Source organism: Methylobacterium jeotgali (genome assembly GCF_022179345.1).
Taxonomy (GTDB): domain Bacteria; phylum Pseudomonadota; class Alphaproteobacteria; order Rhizobiales; family Beijerinckiaceae; genus Methylobacterium; species Methylobacterium jeotgali.
The window spans coordinates 43,095-68,621 of the sequence record NZ_BPQR01000030.1; the positions used below are offsets into that span (position 1 = coordinate 43,095).

General features: G+C 72.5%; 27 protein-coding genes. 7 read left to right on the top strand and 20 right to left on the bottom strand.

The window, feature by feature from the left end:
- Nucleotides 1-6: 6 nt before the first annotated feature.
- The 4 genes from secF to MFF04_RS09140 form a co-directional block, all read right to left on the bottom strand.
- Complete coding sequence (gene secF / locus MFF04_RS09125; protein WP_238275228.1) at nt 7-948, bottom strand: protein translocase subunit SecF; 942 nt, start codon at nt 946-948, stop codon at nt 7-9.
- Nucleotides 949-1,001: 53 nt separating this feature from the next.
- The gene (gene secD / locus MFF04_RS09130) at nt 1,002-2,609 is read right to left on the bottom strand and encodes a protein translocase subunit SecD (RefSeq protein WP_238275229.1); all 1,608 of its coding nucleotides are present in this window, start codon (nt 2,607-2,609) and stop codon (nt 1,002-1,004) included.
- A 65-nt stretch (nt 2,610-2,674) separates the two neighbouring features.
- Entirely contained in the window at nt 2,675-3,007 is a 333-nt protein-coding gene (yajC, locus tag MFF04_RS09135; protein ID WP_238275230.1) for a preprotein translocase subunit YajC, read from the bottom strand.
- A 184-nt stretch (nt 3,008-3,191) separates the two neighbouring features.
- The gene (locus tag MFF04_RS09140) at nt 3,192-3,944 is read right to left on the bottom strand and encodes a GGDEF domain-containing protein (protein ID WP_238275231.1); all 753 of its coding nucleotides are present in this window, start codon (nt 3,942-3,944) and stop codon (nt 3,192-3,194) included.
- Nucleotides 3,945-4,100: 156 nt separating this feature from the next.
- Between MFF04_RS09140 and MFF04_RS09145 the strand changes: the two genes are divergently transcribed.
- Together MFF04_RS09145 and MFF04_RS09150 are read left to right on the top strand one after the other, a co-directional pair.
- Nucleotides 4,101-4,982, top strand: a complete 882-nt coding sequence (locus MFF04_RS09145) for an ATP-binding protein (protein ID WP_238275232.1) — start codon at nt 4,101-4,103, stop codon at nt 4,980-4,982.
- Nucleotides 4,892-5,407, top strand: a complete 516-nt coding sequence (locus MFF04_RS09150) for a YidB family protein (RefSeq protein ID WP_502692901.1) — start codon at nt 4,892-4,894, stop codon at nt 5,405-5,407. The genes MFF04_RS09145 and MFF04_RS09150 overlap by 91 nt, the downstream gene beginning before the upstream one ends.
- Nucleotides 5,408-5,466: 59 nt before the next feature.
- Here the strand turns inward: MFF04_RS09150 and MFF04_RS09155 are convergent, their stop codons facing one another.
- The 10 genes from MFF04_RS09155 to argS all read right to left on the bottom strand — a co-directional run bounded on the left by MFF04_RS09155 (nt 5,467) and on the right by argS (nt 16,104).
- Nucleotides 5,467-6,870: a peptidoglycan DD-metalloendopeptidase family protein gene (locus tag MFF04_RS09155; protein WP_238275235.1), complete on the bottom strand. Its 1,404-nt coding sequence runs from the start codon at nt 6,868-6,870 to the stop codon at nt 5,467-5,469.
- A 266-nt stretch (nt 6,871-7,136) separates the two neighbouring features.
- Nucleotides 7,137-7,820, bottom strand: a complete 684-nt coding sequence (locus MFF04_RS09160) for a protein-L-isoaspartate O-methyltransferase family protein (RefSeq protein ID WP_238275237.1) — start codon at nt 7,818-7,820, stop codon at nt 7,137-7,139.
- Between the two features lie 48 nt (nt 7,821-7,868).
- The gene (surE, locus tag MFF04_RS09165; RefSeq protein WP_238275239.1) at nt 7,869-8,633 is read right to left on the bottom strand and encodes a 5'/3'-nucleotidase SurE; all 765 of its coding nucleotides are present in this window, start codon (nt 8,631-8,633) and stop codon (nt 7,869-7,871) included.
- Complete coding sequence (gene serS, locus MFF04_RS09170; RefSeq protein ID WP_238275240.1) at nt 8,633-9,931, bottom strand: serine--tRNA ligase; 1,299 nt, start codon at nt 9,929-9,931, stop codon at nt 8,633-8,635. Before serS ends, surE begins: the two co-directional genes overlap by 1 nt.
- Nucleotides 9,932-9,997: 66 nt before the next feature.
- The gene (gene tatC, locus MFF04_RS09175) at nt 9,998-10,804 is read right to left on the bottom strand and encodes a twin-arginine translocase subunit TatC (RefSeq protein WP_238275241.1); all 807 of its coding nucleotides are present in this window, start codon (nt 10,802-10,804) and stop codon (nt 9,998-10,000) included.
- Between the two features lie 3 nt (nt 10,805-10,807).
- The gene (gene tatB, locus MFF04_RS09180) at nt 10,808-11,314 is read right to left on the bottom strand and encodes a Sec-independent protein translocase protein TatB (protein WP_238275242.1); all 507 of its coding nucleotides are present in this window, start codon (nt 11,312-11,314) and stop codon (nt 10,808-10,810) included.
- Nucleotides 11,315-11,410: 96 nt separating this feature from the next.
- Entirely contained in the window at nt 11,411-11,680 is a 270-nt protein-coding gene (locus MFF04_RS09185; RefSeq protein ID WP_238275243.1) for a twin-arginine translocase TatA/TatE family subunit, read from the bottom strand.
- Nucleotides 11,681-11,861: 181 nt separating this feature from the next.
- On the bottom strand, nt 11,862-12,869 hold the full coding sequence (nagZ, locus tag MFF04_RS09190) for a beta-N-acetylhexosaminidase (RefSeq protein WP_238275244.1): 1,008 nt from the start codon (nt 12,867-12,869) through the stop codon (nt 11,862-11,864).
- A 36-nt stretch (nt 12,870-12,905) separates the two neighbouring features.
- Nucleotides 12,906-14,300 carry an SPOR domain-containing protein gene (locus MFF04_RS09195; RefSeq protein WP_238275245.1) on the bottom strand — a complete coding sequence of 465 codons (1,395 nt, stop codon included), beginning with the start codon at nt 14,298-14,300 and terminating at the stop codon, nt 12,906-12,908.
- Nucleotides 14,301-14,337: 37 nt separating this feature from the next.
- On the bottom strand, nt 14,338-16,104 hold the full coding sequence (gene argS / locus MFF04_RS09200) for an arginine--tRNA ligase (protein WP_238275246.1): 1,767 nt from the start codon (nt 16,102-16,104) through the stop codon (nt 14,338-14,340).
- A gap of 331 nt (nt 16,105-16,435) precedes the next feature.
- Here argS and MFF04_RS09205 point away from each other — a divergent pair, with 331 nt between their 5' ends.
- Both MFF04_RS09205 and MFF04_RS09210 read left to right on the top strand, forming a co-directional pair.
- A complete protein-coding gene (locus MFF04_RS09205; protein WP_238275248.1) occupies nt 16,436-16,765 on the top strand; it encodes a hypothetical protein in 330 nt (109 codons plus the stop codon).
- 124 nt (nt 16,766-16,889) lie between these two features.
- The gene (locus MFF04_RS09210; RefSeq protein WP_238275250.1) at nt 16,890-17,450 is read left to right on the top strand and encodes a hypothetical protein; all 561 of its coding nucleotides are present in this window, start codon (nt 16,890-16,892) and stop codon (nt 17,448-17,450) included.
- 23 nt (nt 17,451-17,473) lie between these two features.
- On the opposite strand, the gene MFF04_RS09215 is transcribed toward MFF04_RS09210, so the two are convergent.
- Nucleotides 17,474-18,724 (bottom strand): deoxyguanosinetriphosphate triphosphohydrolase, encoded by a 1,251-nt coding sequence (locus MFF04_RS09215; protein ID WP_238275252.1) that lies wholly within the window; start codon nt 18,722-18,724, stop codon nt 17,474-17,476.
- A gap of 149 nt (nt 18,725-18,873) precedes the next feature.
- Between MFF04_RS09215 and MFF04_RS09220 the strand changes: the two genes are divergently transcribed.
- Both MFF04_RS09220 and MFF04_RS09225 read left to right on the top strand, forming a co-directional pair.
- Complete coding sequence (locus MFF04_RS09220; RefSeq protein ID WP_238275254.1) at nt 18,874-19,200, top strand: HesB/IscA family protein; 327 nt, start codon at nt 18,874-18,876, stop codon at nt 19,198-19,200.
- Between the two features lie 170 nt (nt 19,201-19,370).
- Complete coding sequence (locus MFF04_RS09225) at nt 19,371-21,380, top strand: aq_1923 C-terminal domain (RefSeq protein ID WP_238275256.1); 2,010 nt, start codon at nt 19,371-19,373, stop codon at nt 21,378-21,380.
- Nucleotide 21,381: 1 nt separating this feature from the next.
- Here the strand turns inward: MFF04_RS09225 and MFF04_RS09230 are convergent, their stop codons facing one another.
- Genes MFF04_RS09230 through MFF04_RS09240 form a run of 3 tightly spaced genes read right to left on the bottom strand, consistent with a single transcriptional unit; the run spans nt 21,382 to nt 23,861 of the window.
- Nucleotides 21,382-22,137, bottom strand: a complete 756-nt coding sequence (locus MFF04_RS09230; RefSeq protein ID WP_238275258.1) for an ABC transporter ATP-binding protein — start codon at nt 22,135-22,137, stop codon at nt 21,382-21,384.
- Nucleotides 22,118-22,888, bottom strand: coding sequence for an ABC transporter permease (locus MFF04_RS09235; RefSeq protein ID WP_238275260.1), 771 nt, complete (start codon nt 22,886-22,888; stop codon nt 22,118-22,120). Before MFF04_RS09235 ends, MFF04_RS09230 begins: the two co-directional genes overlap by 20 nt.
- The gene (locus tag MFF04_RS09240; protein WP_238275261.1) at nt 22,881-23,861 is read right to left on the bottom strand and encodes an ABC transporter substrate-binding protein; all 981 of its coding nucleotides are present in this window, start codon (nt 23,859-23,861) and stop codon (nt 22,881-22,883) included. The genes MFF04_RS09235 and MFF04_RS09240 overlap by 8 nt, the downstream gene beginning before the upstream one ends.
- A 170-nt stretch (nt 23,862-24,031) precedes the next feature.
- On the opposite strand from MFF04_RS09240, the gene MFF04_RS09245 reads away from it, so the two are divergent.
- Nucleotides 24,032-24,409 carry a 4a-hydroxytetrahydrobiopterin dehydratase gene (locus tag MFF04_RS09245; RefSeq protein WP_238275262.1) on the top strand — a complete coding sequence of 126 codons (378 nt, stop codon included), beginning with the start codon at nt 24,032-24,034 and terminating at the stop codon, nt 24,407-24,409.
- A 3-nt stretch (nt 24,410-24,412) separates the two neighbouring features.
- Here the strand turns inward: MFF04_RS09245 and MFF04_RS09250 are convergent, their stop codons facing one another.
- Nucleotides 24,413-24,634 (bottom strand): hypothetical protein, encoded by a 222-nt coding sequence (locus MFF04_RS09250; protein ID WP_238275263.1) that lies wholly within the window; start codon nt 24,632-24,634, stop codon nt 24,413-24,415.
- A gap of 40 nt (nt 24,635-24,674) precedes the next feature.
- Nucleotides 24,675-25,517: a metallophosphoesterase gene (locus MFF04_RS09255; RefSeq protein ID WP_238275264.1), complete on the bottom strand. Its 843-nt coding sequence runs from the start codon at nt 25,515-25,517 to the stop codon at nt 24,675-24,677.
- Between the last annotated feature and the right edge of the window lie 10 nt (nt 25,518-25,527).

The following is a 25,527-nucleotide window of genomic DNA, read 5'->3' on the forward strand; positions in this document are numbered from 1 at the left end:
TTTGAGCTACTCGGCCGGCTGCGGCACGCCGGCCCGGCCCGCCGCGCTGCGGGCGCCGGAGAGCTGAAGGCCGAGATAGATCAGCACCGGCGTCGAGACGAAGATCGCCGAGTAGGTGCAGATCACGACGCCGCAGAGCATCACCACCGCGAAGCCCCGGATCGCCTCGCCGCCGAACAGCACCAGGGCGGCCAGCGACAGGGCGGTGGAGATCGAGGTCATCACCGTGCGCGACATGGTGGAGTTGATCGAGAGGTTGAGCAGCTCGACCACGGGGATGCTCTTGTAGCGGCGCATCAGCTCGCGGGTGCGGTCGAAGACCACCACGGTCTCGTTGAGCGAGTAGCCGACGATGGTCAGGATCGCGGCGATCGAGGTCATGTTGAACTCGATGCGGGTGATGATGAAGATCCCGACCGTGAGCACGATGTCGTGGAGCGTGCCGACGATGGCGCCGAGCGCCAGCTCCCGTTCGAAGCGGAACCAGAGGTAGAGGAACACCGCCACCACCGAGAGCACGACGCCGAGCGTGCCCGACTGCACCAGCTCGCCGGAGACGCGGGGCCCGACCGTCTCGGTGCGGCGGAACTCGTAGTCGGCGTCGAAGGCGGCATGCGCCTTGTTCATCACCGCCGTCTGGCCCTGCTCGCCGGGCTGGAGGGGGAAGCGCACCAGGATGTTGCCCTGGCCGCCGAGCTCCTGAACCTCGGACTCGCCGAAGCCGAAGCCGTTGGCGGTGTGGCGCACGGAGGCCACGTCCGCCTGGCCGGACTTCGCCTGCAGCTCGACGAGCGTGCCGCCCTTGAAGTCGATGCCGAAGTTGAGGCCCATCGTCAGGAACAGCACCACCGTCGCCACCGAGATCGCCGCCGAGAGCGGGAAGGTCAGGTGACGGAATCGCATGAAGTCGAAGTGCGACTCGTCGGGCCAGAGGCGGAGCAGGCGCATGATCGGGTCTCGGTGTCTCTCGGGCGGGCCAGGTTCGGAGCGGCGTGAGCGCTCTAGAACGGCAGGGCCTTCGGCCGGGCGTACCTGTACCACAGGGCGATCATCATCCGGGTCAGAGTCACCGCCGTGATCACGGTGGTGAGGATGCCGAGGATGAAGACCACCGCGAAGCCCTTCACCGGACCGGAGCCGAGGAAGAACAGGATCAGCGCGGCGATCGCCATGGTGGAGTTCGAGTCGATGATCGTCGCGAAGGCACGGTCGAAGCCGGCTTGCAGCGCCGAGATCAGCGAGCGGCCGGCGCGGCTCTCCTCGCGCATGCGCTCGTAGATCAGCACGTTCGAGTCGACGGCCGTGCCGATGGTGAGCACGATGCCGGCGATGCCGGGCAGCGTCATCGTCGCCTCCAGCACCGACATCAGGCCGAGGATGAGGCCGACATGGACCATGAGGGCGATGTTGGCGATGAAGCCGAAGGTGCCGTAGGTCGCGAACATGAAGGCGACGACGAGGCCGGCGGCCACCAGCGTCGCCATCTTGCCGGCCTCGATCGAGTCGCGCCCGAGGCCCGGGCCGACGACGCGGCGCTCGACCACGGTGAACTTCGCCGGCAGCGCGCCGGCCCGCAGCAGCACCGAGAGGTCGTTGGCCTGCTGGACCGAGAAGTTCCCGGTGATCTGGCCGGAGCCGCCGGTGATGGCGGTGCGGATCACGGGGGCCGAGATCACCTCGTTGTCGAGTACGATCGCCATGCGGCGGCCGACGTTCTCCGAGGTCGCCTGCCCGAAGCGCTGGGCGCCCTTCAGGTTGAACTTGAAGCTCACCATCGGCTCGTGGGACTGCTGGTCGAAGGCAGGCTGAGCGTCCGTGAGGTCGCCGCCATCGGCCATCACCCGGCGCTCCACGGGCACCTTGGCGCCCTTCTCGTCCCGCGAGGGTAGCAGGTCGACGTCGCCGGAGGCGGAGTCGGAGAGCATCCGGAACTCGAGCTTCGCCGTCGAGCCGAGGAGCTTCTCGAGGCGCTCCGGGTTCTGCTCGCCTGGCACCTGGATCAGGATGCGCTCGGCGCCCTGCTGCTGGATCGAGGGCTCGGTGGTGCCCGTCGAGTCGAGGCGGCGCCGGATGACCTCGATGCCCTGGCTGACGGCCCGGCGGGTGCGGTCGTTGATGCCGGCGTCCGTCAGCGTCAGGCGGATCAGCCCGTCCGGCTGCTCGGCGACGTCGACGGTGCGGCCGCCCGACTGGCCGACGAGGGGGTTCGAGATCGGCTGCGCCAGCTCCTGGAGCTTCGGCAGCACCTTGGCGCGGGCGGCCGCGTCGCTGATGCGCACCTGCGCGCCGCGGGGCTGGAGCTGGATGCCGCCGTCGGCCCGCACCTGCTCCTGCTGGAGGATGCGGCGGATGTCGTCGCGCAGCGCCTTCGCCTGGGAGGCGACGAGCTCCCCCTGGTCGACCTCGAGCAGCAGCTGCGAGCCGCCCTGGAGATCGAGGCCGAGCACGATGGCGCGGGTCGGCACGATCCAGTGCGGCACCCAGGCCGGCAGGCTCGCCATGAAGCCCTTGCGCTGCTCGGGCGAGAAGAAGCTCGGCACCGCGAGGCTGAGGCCCACGAGGATGACGGCGAGCGTCGCGAAGATCTTGGCCTTGGAGAAGCGCAGCATCCGCCGGTCCTGACGAGGTCTGTCGGCCCGGGTTCCACGTCTCCCGGGCGCCTACGATACGGGCCTCAGGCGGCCTTGACCGGTCCGCCCTTGACGCGGACCTCGGAGATCATCGTGCGCACCACGCGCACCCGCACGTTCGGGGCGATCTCGACCTCGATCTCGGAGGAATCGTCGGTGACCTTGGTGACGCGCCCGACGAGGCCGCCGTTGGTGACGACGGTGTCGTCCCGGCGCACGCCCTTGACCAGCGCCTGATGGTCCTTGACCCGCTTCTGCTGCGGGCGGAGGATCAGGAAGTACATGATCACGAAGATGAGGACGAACGGCACCAGCTGAAGGGCGACGTCCATGCCGCCGGCAGCGCCGGCCCCCTGGGCGAAGGCGGGGGTGATCACGCGTGGAGACTCCTCAAGATGCGTTCAGGCCCGCGCCGCCGCCGGTCGCGGGGCGTCATCGGGGCTCTGCCGAAAAGCGCGCGGACTATAGCCACGGGCGACCCGAAAGCAACGACGGCGGACGCGTCGAAACAGCCGGTCCCCGGCGACGCGCGTTTCTCCGGGCTTCGCCACCCGCCCGCCGTCAGGCGGCGAGGTCCCCGCCGAAGCGGCTCGTGCGGTCGCGACCCGCCTGCTTCGACCGGTAGAGCGCGGCGTCGGCGGCGCGGTAGAGCCGGTCGACCCCGACGCCGGCCCGCGCGGCTGCGACGCCGAGGCTCACCGTCAGCCCCACCGCGGCCAGGGAGCCGGTGCGCCCGGCCGCCGCGATCGCGGCCCGGACCCGCTCGGCGAGCTCGGCCGCCTCGCCCTCCCCGGCCTCCGGAAGGAAGACCGCGAACTCCTCGCCGCCGATCCGCGCCGTCAGGGCCCCCTCTCTCGCGAGGGCGGCGAGCACATGGGCGATCGCCATCACCGCGGCGTCGCCGGCCGCGTGGCCGTGGGTGTCGTTGATGGCCTTGAAGCGGTCGGCGTCGATCATCACCATCGCCCCGCCGGTCTCCGCGCAGAGCGGCTCCAGCGCGGCGAAGAACGCCGACCGGTTGAGGAGGCCGGTCATGCCGTCCCGGTGCGCCGCGTCCTCGAGGCGCCGCATCATCCGGGTCAACTCGGCATTGGCCAGCGCCAGCCGGGCGTAGAGCTCCTCCGTCTTCGCCGCCCGGCGGTGGTTCCAGAAGCAGATCGGCGGGGCGAGGATCAGCGGGCAGAGCACCGAGAGGATCACGGTGATCCTCAGGTCGCCGAGGTCGAGCAGGGTGACCGTGCCGGCCGCGATCGTCACGGAGCCGGCGATGGCCATGGCGGTCTCGATCGCGGATTTTCTGAGCGCTGCGATCATCCCCGCCCCTCTGCGGCGTTCCGTCGTAGCGGATCGCGGTGAAGGCTGCGTTGCAGCGCCCTCGCGGCCCGATCGCTAACGCGAGGTTTCCCGCTGCTCAAGCCTGCTCTAAGGAGCCCCCGCGGCGGTCGGGCGCCGCTCTCAGGACACGCGACGATGACGGCATCGAACGACCCGGCCCTGGCCACCCTGCTTCCGCTCCTCGAGCGCATCGCCACCGCCCTGGAGCGGGCGGCGCCCCGGCCGGAGCCCGTCGTGGACACCGAGGCCGCCGATGCCTTCCTCTGGGGGCCGGAGCGGCGGCTCGTGCCGGTCCCGAAGGTCTCCCGCGTCGAGATGGGGCTCCTCACCGGCATCGACCGCAACCGCGATACGCTCGCCGAGAACACCGCCCGCTTCGCCGCCGGCCTGCCGGCCAACAACGCGCTCCTCTGGGGCGCGCGGGGCATGGGCAAGTCCTCGCTCGTGAAGGCGGTGCACGCCGAGATCAACGCCGCGAGGCCCGAGGGCGCGCGGCCGATGAAGCTCGTCGAGATCCATCGCGAGGACATCGAGGCGCTGCCCGACCTGATGGCGCTGCTGCGGGCCGATCCGCACCGCTGGGTGGTGTTCTGCGACGACCTCTCGTTCGACGCCGACGACACCTCCTACAAGTCGCTGAAGACGGCGCTCGACGGCGGCATCGAGGGAAGGCCGGACAACGTGCTGTTCTACGCGACCTCGAACCGGCGGCATCTCCTCGCCCGCGAGATGGTCGAGAACGAGCGCTCCACGGCGATCAACCCCGGCGAGGCGGTGGAGGAGAAGGTCTCGCTCTCCGACCGATTCGGCCTCTGGCTCGGCTTCCACAAGTGCAGCCAGGACGAGTATCTCGCCATGATCCGCGCCTACGTCGCCCGCTACGGGCTCGCCGTCGATGCCGACCGGCTGCGGGCCGAGGCGCTGGAATGGTCGACGACCCGCGGCTCGCGCTCGGGCCGCACCGCCTTCCAGTTCATCCAGGACCTCGCCGGACGCCTCGGGCAGCGGCTCGACTGACGCCCCTCGCCGCGCGCGCGTTCGGCCCTAACCTTCCTGCCCCTAGGCGTGAGCGGAGGGGCCCGATGAGCCTGATCGACACCATCAAGAACTCGCTCGGCGGCAGCGTCGGCGGCATCGTCGCCTCGGCCCTGCCGGGCATCCTGGAGGCGGCGCTGCCGGGCGGCGTGCAGGGGCTGCTGAACAAGCTCCAGCAGTCGGGCTACGGCCAGCAGGTGAACTCCTGGCTCGGTCGCGGCCCCAACCAGCCGATCACCACCGAGGACCTGCGCCGGGTGCTCGGCACCGAGCAGGCGCAGGCCATCGCCCAGAGGCTCGGCATCCCGCCGGACGACTTCCTGGCGCTTCTCGCCAAGCTGCTGCCCGAGGCGGTGGACCAGCAGAGCCCCGAGGGCACGCTCCAGACCCCGAAGCCCGCCGCCTGAACGCGGAAACGGCGGCCCGTCGCCGGGCCGCCGTCCGAAGCCTCGCGCCGGTTCGCCGCTCAGTTGCTGGCGAGCTGGCTCATCGGGTCGATGGGCGCGCCGCCCTTGCGGATCTCGAAGTGGATCTGCGGCGACGTCACGTTGCCCGTGGCGCCGGACTTGGCGATGGTCTGGCCGCGCTTGACCTTCTCGCCGGGCTTCACGTCGATCTCGCCGTTATGGGCGTAGGCCGAGACGTAGCCGTTCGAGTGGCGCACGAGCACGAGCTTGCCGTAGCCCTTCACGTCGGAGCCGGCATAGGCGACGGTGCCCTCCTCGGCGGCCTTCACCGGCGTGCCCTCGGGCACGGCGATGTTGATGCCCTCGTTGCCCGAGGAGCCGTAGCCCGAGATCACCCGGCCCTTGGCGGGCCAGCGGAAGGACTGGTCGGAGGCGGCCGCGACCGAGCCGGTGCTCACGGGCTCGGCGGGCTTGGCCGGAGCGGCGGCCGCCGCCTTCACGGGCTCGGCCTTCGTCTCCGCCTCGGCCTTGGCGGCCTTCTGGGCGTTCTCCTTGGCGGCCTTGGCCTCGGCGAGCTTCTTGGCGGCGTCCGCCTTGGCGCTCTCCTTGGCGGCCTTGGCCTCGGCGAGGCGGGCCTCCTCCTTCTTGCGGGCGGCCTCGGCCTTCGGATCGGGCTTCGACTCGGTCTTGACGGTCTTCGTCTCGGTCTTTGCCTCGGCCTTGGCGGTCTGGCCCGGACGGACGTGGCGCTTGCCCTCGTCCTTGGGCTCCTCCTTGCGGGCGGCCTCCTTGCGAAGCCGCTCCTCGGTGGCCTTGGCCTGGGCGCGCTTGTCGTCGGAGGCCTTGTCGGCGACCCGGCGCTCCTCGGCCTGCTTCTTCGCGGCGTCCTTCGTCGCCTGGATGCGCTCCTGCGGGGCGGCCGGCACGGCGCGGGCGGACATGCCGCCGGGGTTCATGCCGGAGGCGTTGTAGACGGGCACCACGATCTGCCGGCCGGCAGTGACCTGCGAGGCGTTGCTCAGCCCGTTGGCCGAGAGGATCGCCGAGCCCGGCACGCCGAAGCGGGTCGAGATCTGGTTCAGGCTGTCGCCGGGGCCGACGGTGATGGTGGTGCCGCCCTGCGCGCTCCAGCCGGCCTGCCCGACGGAGGCGACGCGGGTCGCCGGGGCGGGGCTCGCCAGGCTCGGCGCGCTCGCGACCGGGCGCGGCGAGATCGCCACCTGCGCGGGCGCCGCCAGCGCCTCGGACTGGATGCGCCCGGTGCGGATCGGCGGCGCCGAGGGCGGCGTCGCGTCGGGCAGGCTGCCCGTGGCGGCCGGCTCGTTCGACGCGAACGGATTGGTGAAGGGGTCGCTCAGACGCGAGGCGTCCGAGGAGCAGGCCGCGGCGGCGCTGCCGATCACCCCGACGAGCGCGAGACGCGACAGCGTCCTCAAGCCCCGATTAGCTCCGCGAACCCGCATCGACGCACCCGTTTGCCTGACGCAACCTTGATGCGCCATTCAAACGGGATTCAGGTTAAGCAACCGTTTTCGAGATCGCCGTTTCCGCGCCGGATCGACTGATGCGGCCGCGCCGCGGTCCCGTTTCGACCTGCGGTCGTCGTGCGCGCGGCAAGACTAAGCTAACCTCTTCCTGCGAGGGTGCCGGTCTCGCGAGCCGCGTTGCGTATCGGCCGCGACGAGACCGACCGGCCCCGCCACGCCCCTCGTGGCGGGGCCGCTTCGTTTCACAGCACCCGCGCCAGCCCCGGCAACAGCGGCGGCAGCCGCAGCGGCGGCCCGAGGGTCTCGCGGAAGCTTCCCCCCTCCCCCCGCTCGATCAGGATCAGCCGGCTGCTGCTGCGGGTGGCGAGCGGCGCCACGAGGCGCCCGCCCGGCGCCAGCGCGTCGAGCCAGGTCTGCGGCACCCGCTCGACGGCGCCGTTGGCGAGGATGCGCTCGAAGCCGTCCGTGCCGTGGCGCGCTCCGAGCGGCGCGAGGCCGTCGCCCTGCATCACCCGGACGGAGGGCTCCTCGGCGAGCGCCCGCGCCGCCTGCGCGGCGAGGCCCGCATAGCGCTCCAGGCTCACGACCTGGGCCGCGCCGAGCCCTGCGAGCAGCGCCGCGACGTAGCCCGACCCGGTCCCGATCTCCAGGATGCGGGCGCCCGCGACCGGGCCCAGCATCACCAGCATGGTCGCGACCAGCGTCGGCGCCGTCATCGTCGCCCCGCAAGGCAGCGGCAGGGCCATGTCACGGCGGGCGAGGTCGCGATGGTCGGGCGGCGCGAAGCGGGCGCGGGGCACCCGCTCCATGGCGCGCAGCACGCCGGTGTCGCGCACGCCCCGCTCGCGCAGCGCCAGCACGAAGGCGGCGTCCTCCTCTGCCTCGTCGTAGGAGGCCGGACCGTCGATGCTGGCGTCGTCGCTCACGCGGGAGAGCTTGGCACGTAGGCCGTGGTGAAGGCCAGGACCGCGTCGCTACTCCGCGAAGGCCTGCGCGAATCGCGTCAGCGTCGGCTCGTCGGTGAGGTCGAGGCGCAGCGGCGTGATCGAGATGCGGTTCTCGGCGATGGCCTTGAGATCGCTGCCGTTGCCGGGCTCGAAGCGGGCCTTGGCGAAGGCGAGCCAGAAATAGGGGTTGCCGCGCCCGTCCGTGCGGGCGTCGATGGCGAGCAGCGCCTGGTTGCGCTGCCCCTGCGCGGCGACCGCGATGCCTGCGACCGCGCCGGGCTCGCAGTCCGGGAAGTTGACGTTGACGAGGATGCCGGGCTCGATCCCGACCTCCAGGATGCGCCGCACGACGGCCGGCCCGTGATGGGCCGCGCAGGCCCACTTGATGCCGGTGCGCCCGCCCGGCCCGTAGGCCTGGCTCATCGCGATCGAGCGCACCCCGAGGATGGTGCCCTCCATCGCCCCGGCGATGGTGCCGGAATAGGTCACGTCCTCGGCGACGTTCTGCCCGCGGTTGACGCCGGACAGGATCAGATCGGGCCCGTGATCCTTGAGGATGTGGCGCACGCCCATGATCACGCAGTCGGAAGGCGTGCCCTTCACGGCGAAGCGCTTCTCCGAGATCTGGCGCAGGCGCAGCGGATCGTTGAGGGAGAGCGAGTGCGAGACGCCGGACTGGTCGCTCTCCGGCGCCACCGTCCAGACGTCGTCGGAGAGCTTTTGGGCGATCTCCTCGAGCGTCGCGAGGCCCGGCGCGTGGATGCCGTCGTCGTTGGTGACGAGAATGCGCATCAGCGCGATCCTTCCTGGAGCTTGGCTCCCTCGATGCGGTTCAGGCCGCCCATGTAGGGCTGGAGCACCGTCGGGATCGTGACGCTGCCGTCCGGGTTCTGGTAGTTCTCCATCACCGCGATCAGCGCCCGGCCGACGGCGACGCCGGAGCCGTTGAGCGTGTGCACGAAGGCGGGCTTGCCGTCCTTGCCCCGGTAGCGCGCGTTCATGCGCCGCGCCTGGAAGTCGCCGCAGACGGAGCAGGAGGAGATCTCGCGGAAGGTGTTCTGTCCCGGCATCCAGACCTCGATGTCGTAGGTCTTCTGCGATGCAAATCCCATGTCGCCGGTGCAGAGCGTCATGGTGCGGAAGGGCAGCTCCAGCCGCTTCAGAACGGTCTCGGCGCAGTCGAGCATCCGCTCGTGCTCCTCGGCCGAGCGCTCCGGCGCGGTGATCGAGACCAGCTCGACCTTGTTGAACTGGTGCTGGCGCAGCATCCCCCGCGTGTCCCGCCCCGCCGCCCCGGCCTCCGCGCGGAAGCAGGGCGTGAGCGCCGTGAAGCGCAGGGGCAGCTCGTCCTCCGCGAGGATGCTCTCGCGGACGAGGTTGGTGAGAGGGACCTCTGCGGTTGGGATGAGCCAGAAGCCGTCGCCGGCCGCGAACTGATCGTCGCGAAATTTCGGCAACTGCGCCGTGCCGAACATCGCCTCGTCCCGCACGAGGATCGGCGGCGCCACCTCGGTGTAGCCGTGCTCGCTCGTGTGGGTGTCGAGCATGAACTGGCCGAGCGCCCGCTCCAGCCGGGCAAGCCCGCCCTTCAGCACCACGAAGCGGGAGCCGGAGAGCCTGGCGGCCGCCTCGAAATCCATGAGGCCGGAGGCCTCGCCGATCTCGAAATGCTGCTTGCCGCCGGTGAGCCACGGCGTCGCCGGCTCGAAGCGGCGGTACTCCACGTTGCCGTGCTCGTCGGCGCCCTCGGGCACGCTGTCGAGCGGCCGGTTCGGGATGGCGGCGAGACGGTCGTCCAGGGCCTTGCCGGCCTCGGCTTGCGCGGCCTCCAGGGTCGGGCCCTCGTCCTTGAGGCGGGCGACCTCGGCCATGAGTTCGGCGGCCCGCGCCTCGTCCCTGGCCTTCTTGGCGCCGCCGATCTCCTTGGCCAGCGCGTTCCGGCGCTCCTGGTTGGCCTGCGCCGCCGAGACGGCGCCCTTGCGCGCGTCGTCGAGCGCGATCAGCTCCGCCGCCAGCGGGTCGAGGCCGCGCCGCTTCAGGTCGCGGTCGAAGGCGTCCGGGTTCTCGCGGATGGCGCGGATGTCGTGCATGAGGCGGCTCGGTGGGGCGGGCGGTCCGCTTTGCCGCATCGGGCCGGGCCGGGCAAGGCCGCGCCCTTAGGGGTCGAGCCCCATCGCGGCGCGGCGGGCGGCGCGCAGGCGCTCGACGCGGGCCACCGAGAACACCGAGGCCTCGTAGAGGAGCACCATGGGCACGGCGAGCGCGAGCTGCGAGATCACGTCCGGCGGCGTCAGCACCGCGGCGACCACAAAGACCGCGACGATGGCGTAGCGCCGCTTCTCCCGCAGGAACTTCGCGTCGATGATGCCGATCTGGCCGAGCAGCGTCAGGATCACCGGCATCTGGAAGGCGAGGCCGAAGGCGAAGATCAGCGCCATGATGAGCGAGAGGTACTCGTCCACCTTCGGCAGGAGCTTGATGGTGGCCTCGCCCGGCTGCCCGATCTGCTGGAGCGAGACTGAGAACTGGATCAGCAGCGGCATCGCCAGGAAGTAGACGACGAGCGCGCCCAGCAAGAAGAACACCGGCGTGGCGATGAGGTAGGGCAGGAAGGCCTGCCGCTCGTTGCGGTAGAGCCCCGGCGCCACGAAGGCGTAGAGCTGCGTCGCGATCACCGGAAAGGCGAGGAAGCCCGCCCCGAAGGCGCTGAGCTTGATGTTCGTGAACACCTGCTCGAGGAAGTGCGTGGCGATCAGCTCGGCGTTCTGGGCGCCCACCACCGAGACGTAGGGGTGGACGAGGATGTTGTAGATCGGCCGCGAGAAGAAGAAGCACGCGAAGAACATCGCCAGGAAGGCGATGAGCGACTTGATCAGCCGGGAGCGCAGCTCGATCAGATGCTCGATCAGCGGCGCGCGCGAGGCCTCGATGTCGGCCTCGTCGGCCTCGTCCACTGCGGGCATCTCTCAGGCGTCCGTGGGGGCGACGGCCGTACCGGGACCCGGCCTCGGGATGTCGTAGCGGCCGCCGGATGCGGCCTCCTGCGCCTTCAGCCCGGCCATCGCGTCGGCGAGGCTGCGGCGGGGCGCCGGGGCGGGCGGCGGATCGGCGGGCGTCGCGTCCGCCTCGGCCAGGATCGAGGACGCGGAAGGCTCCGGCGCAGCGGCGGCCGGCGGGGCCTGGCGGGCCTCGACGGCGCCCTTCAGCTCGTCGCGGATGGTCTGGACCGGATTGAAGCCGGAGGCGGCGCTGGAGGTCGTGCGGCGCAGGCCGTCCACCTCCTTGCGGACCTCCTCAAGGTCGGCCTCGCGGACCGCCTCGTCGAACTGGACGCGGAACTCGCCGGCCATGCGCCGCAGCTTGCCCGTCACCTGGCCCATGGTGCGCAGGGCCTTGGGCAGGTCCTTCGGCCCGATGACGATGAGGGCGACGCCGCCGATCAGCATCACCTCGCCCCAGCTCATGTCCAGCATGGTCTTCGACGGCCTCGCCGTGCTCGGAGATCGGGCGGCCCGCTCCAGGCCCCCTGCCCCGCCTTACACCATCGCGGGCGTGGGAGAACCCCGCCCTCAGACCGGCTTGTCGGCGCCCTGCGGCTGCGGGGCGACGTGGCTCGCGGGGATCGCGGTGCCCGGCGCGGTCTCGGCGTGCGGGATGGTGCGGACCGGCTCGCTCGCCGCCGGGCGCGCCGGCGGCGTGTCGTCCTCGGCCATGCCCTTCTTGAAGGCCTTGATGCCCTTGGCGGCATCGCCCATCAGCTCGGAGATCTTGCCGCGGCCGAACAGCAGCATCACCACGACCGCGACGACGATCCAGTGCCCGATACCCCAGGTACCCATGACGAATTCTCCTGACGTCCCGGAGGCCTGAGCGCGTCGGCTCGGCGCTCCTCTCACGGGGCCGTCGTCCATAAAAGGGTCCGGGGAACCTAGGGACGGGCGCGCATGAACACAAGCGGAGGCGGCCGCGCCATCCCGCCTCTGTCACCCCGCGCCTTTAAGCCATTCTGCGTAGGGCGGCTCAGGCCGCGGCGGAAAGTCCCGCCTCGAACCGGGCGCGGGCCTGCGCGACGTCGAACCCCTTCGCCCGCGTCGCGAGGAGCGCCAGCGCCCGCTCGGCCCGCCGCAGGCTCTCGCCGGCGAGCGCGGGCGCGCCCTCGGCCACCGCCTCCATCTCGGCGCGCTCGCCGTTGCAATGGAGCGCCACGTCGATGCCGGCCCGGAAGGCGGCCTCCGTGCGGGCCCGGAACGGTCCGGTCAGGGCGTGCATCGAGAGGTCGTCGGTCATCAGGAGACCGTCGAAGCCGATGGCGCCGCGCACGATCTCGCGGATCACCGTCGCCGACTGGGTCGCCGGACGCTCCGGATCGATCGCCGTGAACACGACATGCGCGCTCATCGCCAGCGGCAGGTCGGCGAGGGCCCGGAAGGGGCGGAAGTCCCGCGCCTCCAGGGCGTCGCGGGGCGCGTCGACGACGGGCAGATCCTTGTGGCTGTCGCACGCGGCGCGGCCGTGGCCGGGCATGTGCTTGACGACGGGCAGGACGCCGCCCTCCATCAGCCCCTCGGCCACCGCGCGACCGATCTCGGCCACCGCGTCGGGCTCGCGGCCGTAGGCCCGGTCGCCGATGATGTCGTGGGAGCCCTCGGAGGGCACGTCGAGGACGGGGGCGCAGTCGACGTTGATGCCGACCTCGGCGAGGTCGTGGGCCATCAGCCGCGCGCCGAGGCGGGCCATGGCGGCGGCCTCGCGGCCGAACCCGGCGAAGCGGCCCCCCGGCGGGTAGACCGGCCAGTGCGGCGGGCCCATCCGCTGCACCCGGCCGCCCTCCTGATCGACGAGGACCGGCGCATCCGCGCGCCCGACCGTGTCGCGAAGCGCCGCGGTCAGGGCGCGGACCTCGTCCGGCGTGCCGATGTTGCGGCGGAACAGGATGAAGCCCCAGGGCTTCACGGCGCGGAAGAAGGCGGTCTCCTCGGCCGTCAGGCTCCTGCCGGAGCAGCCGAGGATCAGGGCGGAGACGGTCATCGGCGTCCTCCGGTCACGGTCACGACCGATGGCCCGTCAGTTCTTGGCGACGAAGCACTGGCCGCCCTGGCCCTGCAACTGGGCGCAGAGGCTCGTCGCCTCGGCCTTCTCCAGCGGCCCGACGCGGACGCGGAAGATGGTCTTGCCGTTGACCTCGGCCTCGCGGATCAGGGCGGGCTTGCCGGCGAGCTGCGTATACTTCGCCTGCATCTGCCTGAAGGCGGCCTGGGCGTCGCCCTGGCTGTTGCGGACGCCGAGCTGCACCGAGAAGCCGCCGACGGGGGCGGTGCTCGCCGAGGTCGCCGCGGTGGTGGCGGGCGCCTCCACGGGGGCGGTGGCCTCGGGCGCCACGGCCGCGACACGCTGCGGCGCCTTCGGCCGGCTCGGGGCGGGGGGCGGCACCGGGGTCGCCTCGGCGGCAGGGGCGGGCTCGGTCGGGGTCGGCACCGGGGCGGGCATCGCCGCGGCCTGGCGGACCGGACGGGGCTTCGGCGCCGCGCCGGCAGGCTCGGGCAGGGTCATGGTCGGGATGACGGAGGGGGTCTGCGTCTCCGCCTGCTCCCGCGGCGGGGCCGGGGTATCGGGCTTGACCGAGACGGTGCGCACCCGGCGCGGCTCCCCGAAGGCCTCGCCGAAGCCGCCCTGGCCGGCGCCCGGCGTGGTCGCGGACGACTCGCCTCCGGACGAGCGGGCCGCCTGGGCCACGTCGAGCGGCTGCTCCTCGCGGTTGACGATGCGGATCTGGCCGTCCTTGGCCTTGGGCTCGTAGATCTGCTTGTTCTGGTCGGGGATCACGACGCCGTCGGCGGTCTTCGGCGCGATCTTGAGGGGGGCCGTGTCGGCCTTGATCACCGGCACGCCGCCCTCGGTGTGGCCCGAGTGGAGGCCGCGCCAGGTGAGCGCGCCGGTCACGCAGAGCACCAGCACGCCGAGGCCGGCGCCGACGGAGAGCAGGCGGCGGCGCGGCGCGACGCGCTTGAGGGGGCGCCCCTGGGGCTCCGCCTCGGGCGCCTCGTCGGCCGGCGCGTAGCCGTGCTCGGGCGGGTAGTCCCGCTCGACGGAGGCGAGATACTGGTCGAAGGCGTCGGCCGGGGTGTCCGCATGGACCTGGGCGTGGTGCGCCTGCGTCGGCTGCGCCTGGGCGTAGTGCGGGGCCGGCTGCGGCGCCGCCTCGAAGCGCGGCTCGATGCGGCCGCCGCCATGGGCGCTGCCCTGCCCCGCGTCCCGGCGGCCGTCGCGGGCCTCGAGGAGGGCGCGGAAGGGATCGTCCTGGCCGACGATGCGGGCGAGCTCGGCGAGCGGGTCGCCCTTGCCCGCGGCCGCCGGAGCGGCGCGGGTCGCGGTGAGGTCGGGCTGCTGCGAGGGATGCGGCTGCGCAAGCTCGCGGGCGAACGCTTCGAAATCGACTGTCGCTCGCGTCGCGTTCGTCATCGCAGCACCCTTTACCCCACGCGGGACCTGATCACGCTCAGCGCATCTCGTCCGGCGCGGCCACTCCCAGGATCGAGAGGCCCGAGGCGAGAACGCCGGTCAGCGCTTCGACGAGGGCCAGCCTCGCCCGTGTGGACTTTCGGTCGGTTGGATTAACAAACCGTAATTGCGGCAAGTCTTTGCCCTTGTTCCAGAAACCATGGAGGGAACTTGCGGTTTCGTACAGATGGAATGCGATGCGGTGCGGCTCGTGCGCCGCGGCCGCCGCCTCGACGACGCGGGGCATCTGCGCGACGAGCCGCATGATCTCGATCTCGCCGGGGTCGGTGAGCACCGAGAGGTCGGCATCCGCCAGCAGGCTCGCGGGCGAAAAGTCCTCGTCCGGCATCGCCGCGGCCGCCTGCCGGAAGGCCGAGCGGCAGCGGGCATGGGCGTACTGGACGTAGAAGACCGGGTTGTCCTTCGACTGCTCGACGACCTTGGCGAGGTCGAAATCCAGGGTCGCGTCGTTCTTGCGGTAGAGCATCATGAAGCGCACCGCGTCGCGGCCGACCTCGTCGATGACGTCGCGCAGCGTCACGAACTCGCCGGCGCGCTTCGACATCTTCACCGGCTCGCCGTTCCGCAGCAGCCGCACGAGCTGGCAGAGCTTCACGTCGAGGCTGGCCTGGCCGCCTGTCACGGCCTTCACCGCCGCCTGCATGCGCTTGACATAGCCGCCGTGGTCGGCGCCGAGCACGTCGATCATCTCGGTGGCGCCGCGCAGGTACTTGTCGCGGTGATAGGCGATGTCCGAGGCGAAGTAGGTGTAGCTGCCGTCCGACTTCAGGAGCGGCCGGTCGGTGTCGTCGCCGAAATCGAGCGTGCGGAACAGGGTCTGCTCCCGGTCCTCCCAGTCCTCCGGCAACTGGCCCTTCGGCGGCGGAAGCCGGCCCTCGTAGACGAGGCCGCGCCCCCGCAGGTCGTCGAGGAGCGCGGCGACGGCGCCGCCGTTCGCCCCGTGCAGGCTGCGCTCGGAGAAAAACACGTCGTGGTGGATGCCGAGCGCGGCGAGGTCGCCCCGGATCAGGTCCATCATCATGGCGATCGCGGTCTCGCGCACCACCGGCAGCCACTCCTGCTCCGGACGGCCGAGAAGCGCGCGGCCGTGCTCCTCGGCGAGCCTGGCGCCCACCGGCTTGAGGTAATCGCCGGGATAGAGCCCCTCCGGAACGGGGCCGACCTCCTCGCCGAGCGCCTCCCGGTAGCGGAGATGGGCGGAGCGGGCGAGCACGTCGACCTGCGCGCCGGCATCGTTGACGTAGTACTCGCGGGTCACGTCCCGGCCGGCCGCCGCCAGCAGGTTCGCCAGCGCGTCCCCGAACACGGCCCCGCGGCCATGGCCGACATGCATCGGCCCGGTGGGGTTGGCCGAGACGTACTCGACATTGACCTTGCCCGGCCGGCTCCCCGGCGCGGTCCGCGCGAAGCCCTTCGGGTCGCCGAGCGCGGCGCGCACCACGTCCCGGAACACCTCCGGCACGAGGCGCAGGTTGATGAAGCCGGGGCCGGCGACGCTCGCCTCCGCGACGCGGGGGTCGGCCCGCAGCTCGGCGGCCAACGCCTCGCCGAGCGCCTTCGGGTTGGTCTTCGCCTCCTTGGCGAGCACCAGGGCGGCGTTCGTTGCGAGATCGCCGTGGCTCGGGTCGCGGGGCGGCTCGACCACGACGCGGCCGAGGTCGAGCCCCGAAGGGAGCGTGCCGGAGGCGATCAGGGCCTCCACCGCCTCCCTGACCCGGGTCTCGAAGAGGGCGAAGATGTTCATGGAGCCGGTTCTCGTTGGCGGCCGCGCGCGGTCGTGAGGACGAAGCGCGCGGGACAGGCCGGCCGCATAGCAAGGCGGCGGGGGCAAGTCACGGACGCCGCCGGCTTCGGGCGCCTCCGCTCTCAGAGGCCGCCGTCGAGGCGCGGACGCATCGGCTGCAATTGAAGCGAACGGGGCGGGACCGGATTCACCCTGTTCCGACAACAAGGCAACCACAACCACGGTAGGCGCCTTCTACAATCCCAGATCGAAGATGAAGCCCGAGAGGAGGGGTTCAACGATGACTTTCGCCATACTCGTCCGCGATCTTGACAATGCACCCGGAGACGACGTGCGTGTCCTGGCCCAGGATATCGAGAGCGGTGCCGCGGCCCGGTACTTGGCCGGCCGGCTGGCCTGCTCCTACCCGGTCAGCGGACGCGCCGTCGGATCGGGCCTGCACTGGTTCGCGGACGGCGCGGGATACCATCAGATCTGGGCCGAGGAGATGGCCGAGCCGGCCACCGACGGCGTCGCCTCCGCCCCCCGCGCGAGATCGGGCGCCAACGGCTATCCGCGCGTGCCGCTCTCCGTGCCCGGGTTTCCACACCATCTGGCGTTCCGCGTCCGGCGTCTGCTCCAGCAGGCCGTACCGGGCGCGAAGGATGCCCGGCGCGCCTGATGCCGTTCGAGCCGGTCTCCACGATCCGGACTACCGATGCGTAGACTGACCCCTTGAAGGGCCCCCGCGCGGTCTGGCTTGACCTCTGAAGACGCGCCCTTCCGCGCGGCGGAGATTTCGGATCGTGAAGACCCTCGTTCTTGCCGGCGCGACGCTGGCCGCCGCCCTCGTCGCGCTGCCCGCCGAAGCCCGCCACCTCAACGCCCATAACGGCTACGCCCCCGCGCGCTCCGGTGCCGGATACGGCTATGGCGGGCCCCGCGCCTACGGCGCGGTCCGCCCGACTGGCTACGGCTATGGATACGGCCGCGCCGCCCCTCGTCCCGGCGGCTACGGCTACGCCCGCGGCGGGTCCTACGGGGCGGCCTACGGAGCCCGCGGCTACGGCTATCGCTCCGCCGCCTACGGGTCTCGCGGCTACGGCTACCGCCGCAGCTTCGGCTACGGTGCGGCCGGCGCCGCGATCGGCCTCGGGGCCGGGCTCGCCGCCGGCGCCATCGGCACGGGCTACGGCTATGGCGGCGGCTACGGCTACGCGCCGTCCACCTACGGCGCCACCTACGGCTCCTACGGCTACGCTGCGCCCTCGTACGGCTACGCGCCCGCCGCCTACGGCTATGGCTCCTATGGCGGCTACGGTGCCTACGCGCCGGCCGGATACGGCCTCGACTGCTCGGGCTACTGAGGCTCCACGACCTCGCCGCGCCGTTAGGGTTCGGCGAGGGGCAGGCCGCGGCTCGGCGGCGTCCAGTGCAGGTCCGGCGTCTCCGCGTAGAGGCGCCGGTGGGCGAGCGCCGCGTAGGTGTCGGTCATGCCGGCGATGTAGTCGGCCACCCGCCGCGCGACCTTGGGCTCGGACGCCCCTTCGAGCCCGGCGCGCCACTCCTCCGGCATCCGGGACGGGTCGGCCCTGAAGGCCCGGAACAGGTCCTCGACGATCCGCGCCGCCCGGCGGCGCACGTCGATCACGCCGGGATGGCGGTACATCCGCGCGAACAGGAAGCGCTTGATGTCGGCGTCCGCCGCCGCCATGGCCGGCGAGAAGGCGACGACCGGCCCCGCCGCCCCGCGGATGTCCTCGACGCTCTGCGGCGCCAGGGCCGCGAGGCGCCGCCCGCTCTCGCCGATCACGTCCTCCACGAAGCGGGTGATGACCCGCCGCGCCAGCTCGTGGATGACCCGCGAGCTCTCGAGCCCCGGATGAAGCGCCGCGATCTCGTTGAGGAGGCCGGCGAGGAAGGGCACCTCGGCGAGGTCGGCGAGCTCGAACAGGCCCGCGCGCAGGCCGTCGTCGAGATCGTGGGAATCGTAGGCGATGTCGTCGGCGAGCGCCGCCGCCTGCGCCTCCGGCCCGGCGTAGCGGGCGAGGTCGAGGGGGTTGATCGCGTCGTACTCGCGGATCGCGGCGGGGATGTCCTCGCCATGGGCGCCCGGCCCCAGCAGCGGCCCGTTGTGCTTGACGAGCCCCTCCAGCGTCTCCCAGGCGAGGTTGAGCCCGTCGAAGCCGGCGTAGCGCCGCTCCAGCCGGGTCACGATGCGCAGCGCCTGGGCGTTGTGGTCGAAGCCGCCGAAGTCCGCCATGCAGGCGTCGAGGGCGTCCTCGCCGGTATGCCCGAAGCAGGTGTGGCCGAGGTCGTGCGAGAGGGCGAGCGCCTCCGCCAGATCCTCGTCGAGGCCGAGCGCACGGGCGAGCGCCCGCGCGATCTGGCTCACCTCGAGCGTGTGCGTCAGGCGGGTGCGGTAGTGGTCGCCCTCGTGGTGCACGAAGACCTGGGTCTTGTGCTTGAGGCGCCGGAAGGCGGTCGAGTGGATGATCCGGTCCCGGTCCCGCTGGAAGGGGCTTCGCGTGGGCGAGCCCGGCTCCGGAATCAGCCGGCCCCGGCTCGCGGCGGGGTCCGTCGCGTAGGGCGCCCGCCAGCGCTCGCCGGGCTGGGGCGCCCGCTTCTCGTCCTGGCTCACGGCCCGCGCTCTCCCGGCGAATGCCTGCCGCCCGCACCACCGCGTTGCGGCGGGCGCCGCGCACTCATATCTTGTGGCCCGGCGCCGGCCGGCAATCGCCGGGCGGGACCTCACGCCTCCCCTTTAGCCTCTCCGGGCGAAGCGACACCATGGCCGAGATCGTCCTCACCCCCCGCGCGGCGAAGCGCATCAACGAGATCATGGGCGCCGAGCCCCCGGGCTCCAGCCTGCGCATCAGCGTCAACGGCGGCGGCTGCTCGGGCTTCTCCTACGCCTTCGACATCGCCCGCGACCGGGCGAACGACGACCTCGCGATCGAGCGCGACGGGGCGACCGTGCTCGTCGACCCGGTCTCGCTGGAGTACATGGCCGGATCGACCATCGACTTCGTCAACGACCTCATCGGCCAGTCCTTCAAGATCGAGAACCCGCAGGCGACCTCCTCCTGCGGCTGCGGAACCTCCTTCTCGCTCTGAGGCCGTTGCGCAGGCACGACAGGGGCGCGGCACTTGATACCCCCGCACTTCCGGGCGGCCCCGGCGCGATTGAATCGCGCGGCGGTTTGCGCCACGGATGGGCCCGCGCAAACGCCTCCCACGAGCCAGCGGACGCGGCCCCGCGCCCGCGATTGATCCGGACACGCGACATGATCCATCGGACGGGCCGCGCCCACCCGGCGCGGGCGGCTCTGGCCTCCGCCTGCCTGCTCGCCCTCCTCGCCGGGACGGGCATCGTCTCGCGGCCCCTGCCGGCCTCCGCGCAGGAGGCGGCCTCCGCCGTCCAGGACGTGACGCTGAGCGACGTGGTGCTCGCCTTCGGGACGACGCGCCTGGAGGCGCCGCGCCTGACGGTGAGCGGCACGCATCTCTCGAAGGACGAGATCGCCGCGATCCTGAGGACGGACTCGCCCGAGCCCTGGGCCGCCCGCCTCGGCCGCCTCAACGCCGCGAGCCTGACCATCCCCGAGCTGCGCTTCGTCCACGCGCCGAAGGACGGCGCCCGCCAGAGCGTCGTCTACCGGGACGTCGCCGCCCGCGACGTGCGCGCCGGCCGCATCGCCGAGCTCGCCGCCGCGGGCGCCGCGATCGCCATGACCGGCGTTCCGGGCGCGCCCGCCGAGGGGACCGGCACCTACGGCCGCATCGCGGCCCGCGACCTCGACCTCGCCGCCCTCGCCCGCCTCTACGGCGGTACGGGCGAACGGCCGGCCGATCCCAAGGGCGCGGCGGCGCCCGCCCTGGGGCCGGCGCAGATCGTCTATTCCGCCTTCTCCGTGGACGACGTGATCTACACGGACGGTTCCGGCACCACCGCCCGCCTCGCCCGGCTGGAGGGGCGCGACGTCGGCGGCCGCCCGATCCCGGGCGGCTGGAGCGGCGCCGTGGACCGGCTGACGGAGATCGATCCCGACCGGATCGGCGACGCCGAGCGGGCCAAGGCCGGCGCGATCCTCGCCGACCTGATCGAGGGCGCCTTCGCCGGCGCCGTCGAGGCCAGGGGCTTCGCGCTCAGCCAGATCCGCCCCGGCCGGACCGCCGGGCGACCGGACGCTTCCGAGCAGCCGCTGCTCTTCGAGATCGCCCGCATGAGTGCCTCGATGCCGCGCATGGAGCCCGGCAGCCCCGATGCGGGGGCGAGCTTCGGCCTCGAGGGCCTTTCCTTCTCGCAGGGCGCGACCCGCGGCCGGCTGGGACGGGTGGCGCTCACCGGCTTCTCCCCGGCCTCGACCGCGGCGGCCTTGCGCCGACTCTCCACCGAGGGCAAGCCGGGCGCGGAGCCGAAGCCCGACGCCAAGCCCGCCCCGGTGCTGGGTACCCTCTCGATCGAGGATGCGAGCCTCGACCTGCCCGTCGAGGAGCCCGCCAAGCCCCGCGGCAAGCCCGCGCCGGGCCGCGCGGCCGCCGTCGAGGATGCCGTGCGGCGTGCCGCCCGCGAGAAGGGCGCCGAGCGCGGCGCGGCGGCGCAGCAGCCGCCGGCCAAGATCATGCGCGTCGGCATGCGCAGCGCGGCGATGACCTTCGGGCCGATGCGCGACGGGGTTCCGACCACGAGCCGGCTCAGCCTGTCGGGGATCACCCTGCCCGCCGCCTCGGTCTCCGAGGTGCCCGGCCTCGGCTCGCTCGCCGCCTACGGCTATGGCGATCTCGACCTCGACGCGACGGTCGACACCGCCTGGGACGAGGGAAAGCGCGAGGTCTCGGTCCGCGAGGTCTCGCTCAGCGGACGCGACATGGGCAGCCTGCGGCTCTCCGGCACCATCGGCGGCATCGGCCCCGAGATGTTCGACACGGACCCCGCCGTCTCCGGCCTCGCCATGCTCTCGGCCACCGCCAAGAGCCTCGACCTGACGGTGCAGGACGGCGGCCTGTTCGACCGCTTCATCGCCGCCCAGTCCAAGGTGCTGAGCCTCAAGCCGGAGGAGCTGCGCCAGGAATACGTCACCGCGAGCGTGCTCGGCGTGCCGGTCATCCTCGGCAACTCGCCCGCCGCCCGCGCCATCGGCGCCGCGCTCGGCCAGTTCGTGACGAAGCCGGGCCGGCTCAGCCTCAGCGCGCGGACCAAGGACGCGGCGGGCCTCGGCATCGCCGAGTTCGGCACCGCGCCCTCCCCCGGCGCCGTCCTCGACCGCCTGGACGTCACCGCCAAGGCCGAGTGACCTACCCCGCGACCACGCCGGGGTAGCGGGCGGCGAGCGCCGCCCGCGTCGCCTCGACGAAGGCCCGGTCGCGGCGGGCGCGGGGCACGGCGAGCCTCTCTTCCCCGATCAGGCGCGCCGGCCGGGCGGAGAGCAGCAGCAGCCGGTCGGCGATCTCGATCGCCTCGGCGACGTTGTGCGTGACCATGAGCACGCTCGTCCCGAACCGCTCGACGGCGCCGGTCACCAAGCCCCGCAGACCCGCCGCCGCCGCGTCGTCGAGGGAGACGAAGGGCTCGTCGAGGACGAGGAGCCGCGGCTCGTCGGCGAGCGCCCGGGCGAGGGAGACCCGCCGCTGCATCCCGAGCGACAGGGCGCCGGGGTAGCGCCCCCGCCAGGGCGCGAGGCCCAGGCTCTCGAACAGGTCGTCGAGGTCCCGTCCCCGGCGCTCCCGCGGCAGGGCGAGGCGCACGTTCTGTTCGATGCTGCGCCAGGGCAGCAGCCGCGGCTCCTGGAAGACCATGCCGAGGCGGGCGCCCTCCCCGCCGGGCTCCGGCGCGATCCGGCCCTCGAAGTCGCGGTCGAGCCCGAGCAGGATGCGGAGCGTCGTGGTCTTGCCCGCCCCCGAGGGACCGATCAGGCAAACGATCTCGCCGGCCGTCACCTGGAAGCTCAGCTCCCGCACCGCCTCCACGGGCTCCGGCCCGCCGGCCCCGTAGACCTTGCGGGCGATCGCGACCCGCAGGACCGGTGCGGTGTCAGCGCCAGCGGCGGACATGGGCGTCGATGGGCTGGAGGATCAGGGTGTCGATGGCGAGCATCACGCTCATGAAGGCGACGCTGTAGCCGATGACGGCGGTCACGTCGAAGAGCTGGAAGTAGTAGTTGATGGCGAAGCCCACGCCGTTCGGACGGCCGATCAGCTCGACCACGAGCACGATCTTCCAGGCGAGCGAGATCCCCGAGCGGGCGGCCGCCACCGCGAAGGGCTGGAGCTGCGGCACCAGCACGTGGGCGGCCCAGGTGCGCCGGTCCATCCGGTAGGTGCGCGCCATCTCCTCCAGACCCGGATCGATGGAGCGGGCGCCCTCGCGCATGATCACGGCGACGTTCGGCAGCTTGTTGAGGGCGACCGCGACGATCGCCGCCGTCTCGGTCAGGCCGAGCCAGACATAGGCGAGCACGGTGATGACCAGCGCCGGCGTGTTCAGGATCACGAGGAGCGGCGTGTCGAGCATGCGATCGGCGAGCCTGGAGCGCCCCAGCGCCACGCCGAGCAGCACCCCCAGCGTCATGGCGATGACGAAGGACACCGCCACCCGCGTCAGGGTGACGCCGATGTTGGTCAGCATCCCGCCGCTCTCGATCTCGCGGCCGATGAAGGCGGCGACCGCGAGCGGCCCCGGCAGGGTGCGCGTGTCGGCGAGGCTCGCCGCGAGCTGCCAGAGACCGATCAGGATCGCGAGGGAGGCGAGACGCGCGGCGAAGGCGGCCGCCCCCGGACGAACCCGACGCCGGGCTTCAGCCATCCCGGAGGCCGTCGAGGTAGAGGCCCTGCGGCAGCGCCTTCCCCTCGCCGACGAGGCGCTCGCCGCCGAGACGGGCGAGCGCGGCGTAGATCGCCACGGCGTCGGCCCGCTCCTCGGCGATGGGGCGCCGGGGGATGCCGGCGAGGAAGTTGCGCTTCAGCGCCTCGAAGGTCGGCTCGTCCTCGGCCGCCATCAGCGGGCGCACGATCTCCCAGGCGGCGGGCTCCGTGGCGAGGATCTGCTTGGCGGCCATGGAGGCCGCCGCGAAGCCGCGCACCGCCTCCGGCCTGTCGCGCAACGCAGCGCCGTCGAACAGGTAGCCGATCAGCGCCACGGACCCCTTGGCGCCGAAGGCGCGCATGATGTCGTCGGCGCTCACCACGCGGCGGAAGCCCTTGGCCTCGAGCCGTGCGCAGTAGGTCCAGTAGAGGAGCGCGGCGTCGAGCTCTCCCGCCTCAAGCTTCTGCATGATGAGCGGGGGCGCGCCGTAGGCGAGCTGCGCGGCGCTCTCGAGATCGAGCCGGCCGGCCTCGCGGGCCTGGGCGCGGAGCAGGACCCAGTTCTTGTCGAGCGCTCCGCCGGCGACGCCGAGGCGCTTTCCGGCGAGGTCCGCGAGCCCCTTCACGGGGCTGTCGGCCGGCACCATCAGCGCCCCCTCGGTGGAGGAGTAGGGCACGAACCGCACGTCGCGGCCCTCGTTCCTCAGCCGCGAGGCCCAGATCAGGTCGCCGACGATTGTGTCGACCTGGCCGCCTTGGAAGGAGATGCGCGCCGCGTCGTTCCCGGCGAGCTTCACCGTCTCCAGGCGGAAGCCGTTGGCGGCGTCGAGGCCGCGGGCCTTGATGACAGCCGCCTCCCAGGCGGCGGTGCCGAAAGGCAGCACGCCGACGCGGAGGGCGGGCTCGGCGCGCGCCGGGATCGGCGACAGGGACAGGGTGGCCGCGGCCGCCAGCAACCCGCGCCGTGACAGCATGCTGCCCGCCTCCCCTGGAATGAGCCGTCCGCGCTCCTCGCGCGGCTCGTCTCTTAACCGGTTCTTACGGTGTCGCATGGGCCCCGTCCACCGGGGCGGCGGGCCCTGCGGCATGCTTGCGCGGCGGCCGGCGCCGTCGCAGGGTTTTCGCGATACGGGAGGAGACGGCGATGACGGAACGGCGCGAGGCGACCCTGGACGAGGCGGCGATCGAGGCCCGGCTGAAGGCTGAGCTGCCGCAGTGGCGCTACGAGGACGGCTGGATCCGCCGCACCTACAAGACCAGTGGCTGGAAGGGCACGCTGATGGTGATCAACACCGTCGGCCACCTCGCAGAGGCCGCCTGGCACCACCCCGACATCACCGCCTCCTACGCCTGGGTCGAGGTGCGGCTGATGAACCACGCCGCCAAGGGCATCACCAACAAGGACTTCGCGCTGGCCGGCAAGATCGAGGAGGTGGTGGGCTGGCAGCCTGGCACCGAGGGCAAGGGCCTGGAGGGCACGCCGACGGACGCGCGATTCGCCTACATCAAGTACGACCGCTGAGGGCTAATCAGCGCCCTTCACCCGGCGGCACTCGGTCTTGAGGTAGCTGGTCTTGCCGATCTCGTCGCGGAGATCCGTGCGGGCGATGATCTCCTGCCAGCCGCTGGTGCAGCCGAGCTCGTTGGCCACGCGCACCTTGCGGACCTCGCTCGCCCGCTCGTCGGTGCAGGCCTCCTGCGGGACGCTGTTGGCGCAGACGAGGACGACGGCGATGAAGGCGTTCACGGGCGTTCTCCTCAGGCTGCCCTCCGGTCGGGCGCAGGCTTCAGACCTCTACGATCCTGTCCGGCGAGAAGTTTCCGCCCTCGACCGGGTTCGCCACCCAGCGGCAGCGGCCGATCCGGATGTCGTGCGGGGCGTGGAAATGGCCGGAGAGCCAGACCTCCGGGCGCCGCTCGTCGGGCAGGTCGTCGAGTAGCGTGGTCGCGTAGAAGGCCGGCACCCACCAGGGCACGCCGGGCGCATCGCGAAAGGCGTCTGCCGCGAGCGGGCTCGCCGGGTGGTGCGTGACGACGACGGTCGGGCCGTCATGGGGGACGGCGAGCGCGTCGAGGAGGAGCGCCCGCTGGCGGGCGTGCTCGGCCATCGCGTCGGCGGGCTGCCAGGGGCTGCCGTCGCCCTTCCGGATCGAACCGCGATACTCCCGCGAGCCCGTCACCGGGTCGGTCATCCGCGCGGCGGCGTAGGCGGCCGGGTCCTCGGGACGGTCGGGCGTGTCCAGGGTCAGCCAGCGGCCGGCGAGCGACCAGTCGCTCCACAGCGTCGTCCCGAGGAAGCGCACGCCGCCGATGACGCAGGCGGCGCCATCCTGGAGGAGATGGATGCGCGCGCCCTCCCCGTTCAGCCGGGCGACCTCGGCCTCCAGCGCGGCGATGAGCTGCGGCGCGGTGCGCGGGTCGCCGGTCGGGGCGTAGTGCTCGTGGTTGCCCGGCACCAGCACGATCGGCCGCCCCCCCGCCAGATCGAGGAGCGCGGCGAGCCCGGCCTCGGGTCTGCCCTCGTGCAGGTCGCCGGGGCAGGCGAGCACGTCGAAGGCCGCCTCCGAGCGCGGGATGGCGCCGGGGAGCCGCCTTTCGAGATGCAGGTCTGAGATCGGCAGGATGCGCATGGGCTCGTCG

Coding starts and splice junctions, on each gene's coding strand:
- secF (WP_238275228.1), bottom strand. CDS start 948: ATGCGCCTGCTCCGCCTCTGGCCCGACGAGTCGCACTTCGACTTCATG.
- secD (WP_238275229.1), bottom strand. CDS start 2,609: ATGCTGCGCTTCTCCAAGGCCAAGATCTTCGCGACGCTCGCCGTCATC.
- MFF04_RS09140 (WP_238275231.1), bottom strand. CDS start 3,944: ATGATCGCAGCGCTCAGAAAATCCGCGATCGAGACCGCCATGGCCATC.
- MFF04_RS09145 (WP_238275232.1), top strand. CDS start 4,101: ATGACGGCATCGAACGACCCGGCCCTGGCCACCCTGCTTCCGCTCCTC.
- MFF04_RS09150 (WP_502692901.1), top strand. CDS start 4,892: ATGGTCGACGACCCGCGGCTCGCGCTCGGGCCGCACCGCCTTCCAGTT.
- MFF04_RS09155 (WP_238275235.1), bottom strand. CDS start 6,870: ATGCGGGTTCGCGGAGCTAATCGGGGCTTGAGGACGCTGTCGCGTCTC.
- surE (WP_238275239.1), bottom strand. CDS start 8,633: ATGCGCATTCTCGTCACCAACGACGACGGCATCCACGCGCCGGGCCTC.
- serS (WP_238275240.1), bottom strand. CDS start 9,931: ATGCACGACATCCGCGCCATCCGCGAGAACCCGGACGCCTTCGACCGC.
- tatC (WP_238275241.1), bottom strand. CDS start 10,804: ATGCCCGCAGTGGACGAGGCCGACGAGGCCGACATCGAGGCCTCGCGC.
- tatB (WP_238275242.1), bottom strand. CDS start 11,314: ATGCTGGACATGAGCTGGGGCGAGGTGATGCTGATCGGCGGCGTCGCC.
- MFF04_RS09185 (WP_238275243.1), bottom strand. CDS start 11,680: ATGGGTACCTGGGGTATCGGGCACTGGATCGTCGTCGCGGTCGTGGTG.
- nagZ (WP_238275244.1), bottom strand. CDS start 12,869: ATGACCGTCTCCGCCCTGATCCTCGGCTGCTCCGGCAGGAGCCTGACG.
- MFF04_RS09195 (WP_238275245.1), bottom strand. CDS start 14,300: ATGACGAACGCGACGCGAGCGACAGTCGATTTCGAAGCGTTCGCCCGC.
- argS (WP_238275246.1), bottom strand. CDS start 16,104: ATGAACATCTTCGCCCTCTTCGAGACCCGGGTCAGGGAGGCGGTGGAG.
- MFF04_RS09220 (WP_238275254.1), top strand. CDS start 18,874: ATGGCCGAGATCGTCCTCACCCCCCGCGCGGCGAAGCGCATCAACGAG.
- MFF04_RS09225 (WP_238275256.1), top strand. CDS start 19,371: ATGATCCATCGGACGGGCCGCGCCCACCCGGCGCGGGCGGCTCTGGCC.
- MFF04_RS09230 (WP_238275258.1), bottom strand. CDS start 22,137: ATGTCCGCCGCTGGCGCTGACACCGCACCGGTCCTGCGGGTCGCGATC.
- MFF04_RS09235 (WP_238275260.1), bottom strand. CDS start 22,888: ATGGCTGAAGCCCGGCGTCGGGTTCGTCCGGGGGCGGCCGCCTTCGCC.
- MFF04_RS09240 (WP_238275261.1), bottom strand. CDS start 23,861: ATGCTGTCACGGCGCGGGTTGCTGGCGGCCGCGGCCACCCTGTCCCTG.
- MFF04_RS09245 (WP_238275262.1), top strand. CDS start 24,032: ATGACGGAACGGCGCGAGGCGACCCTGGACGAGGCGGCGATCGAGGCC.
- MFF04_RS09255 (WP_238275264.1), bottom strand. CDS start 25,517: ATGCGCATCCTGCCGATCTCAGACCTGCATCTCGAAAGGCGGCTCCCC.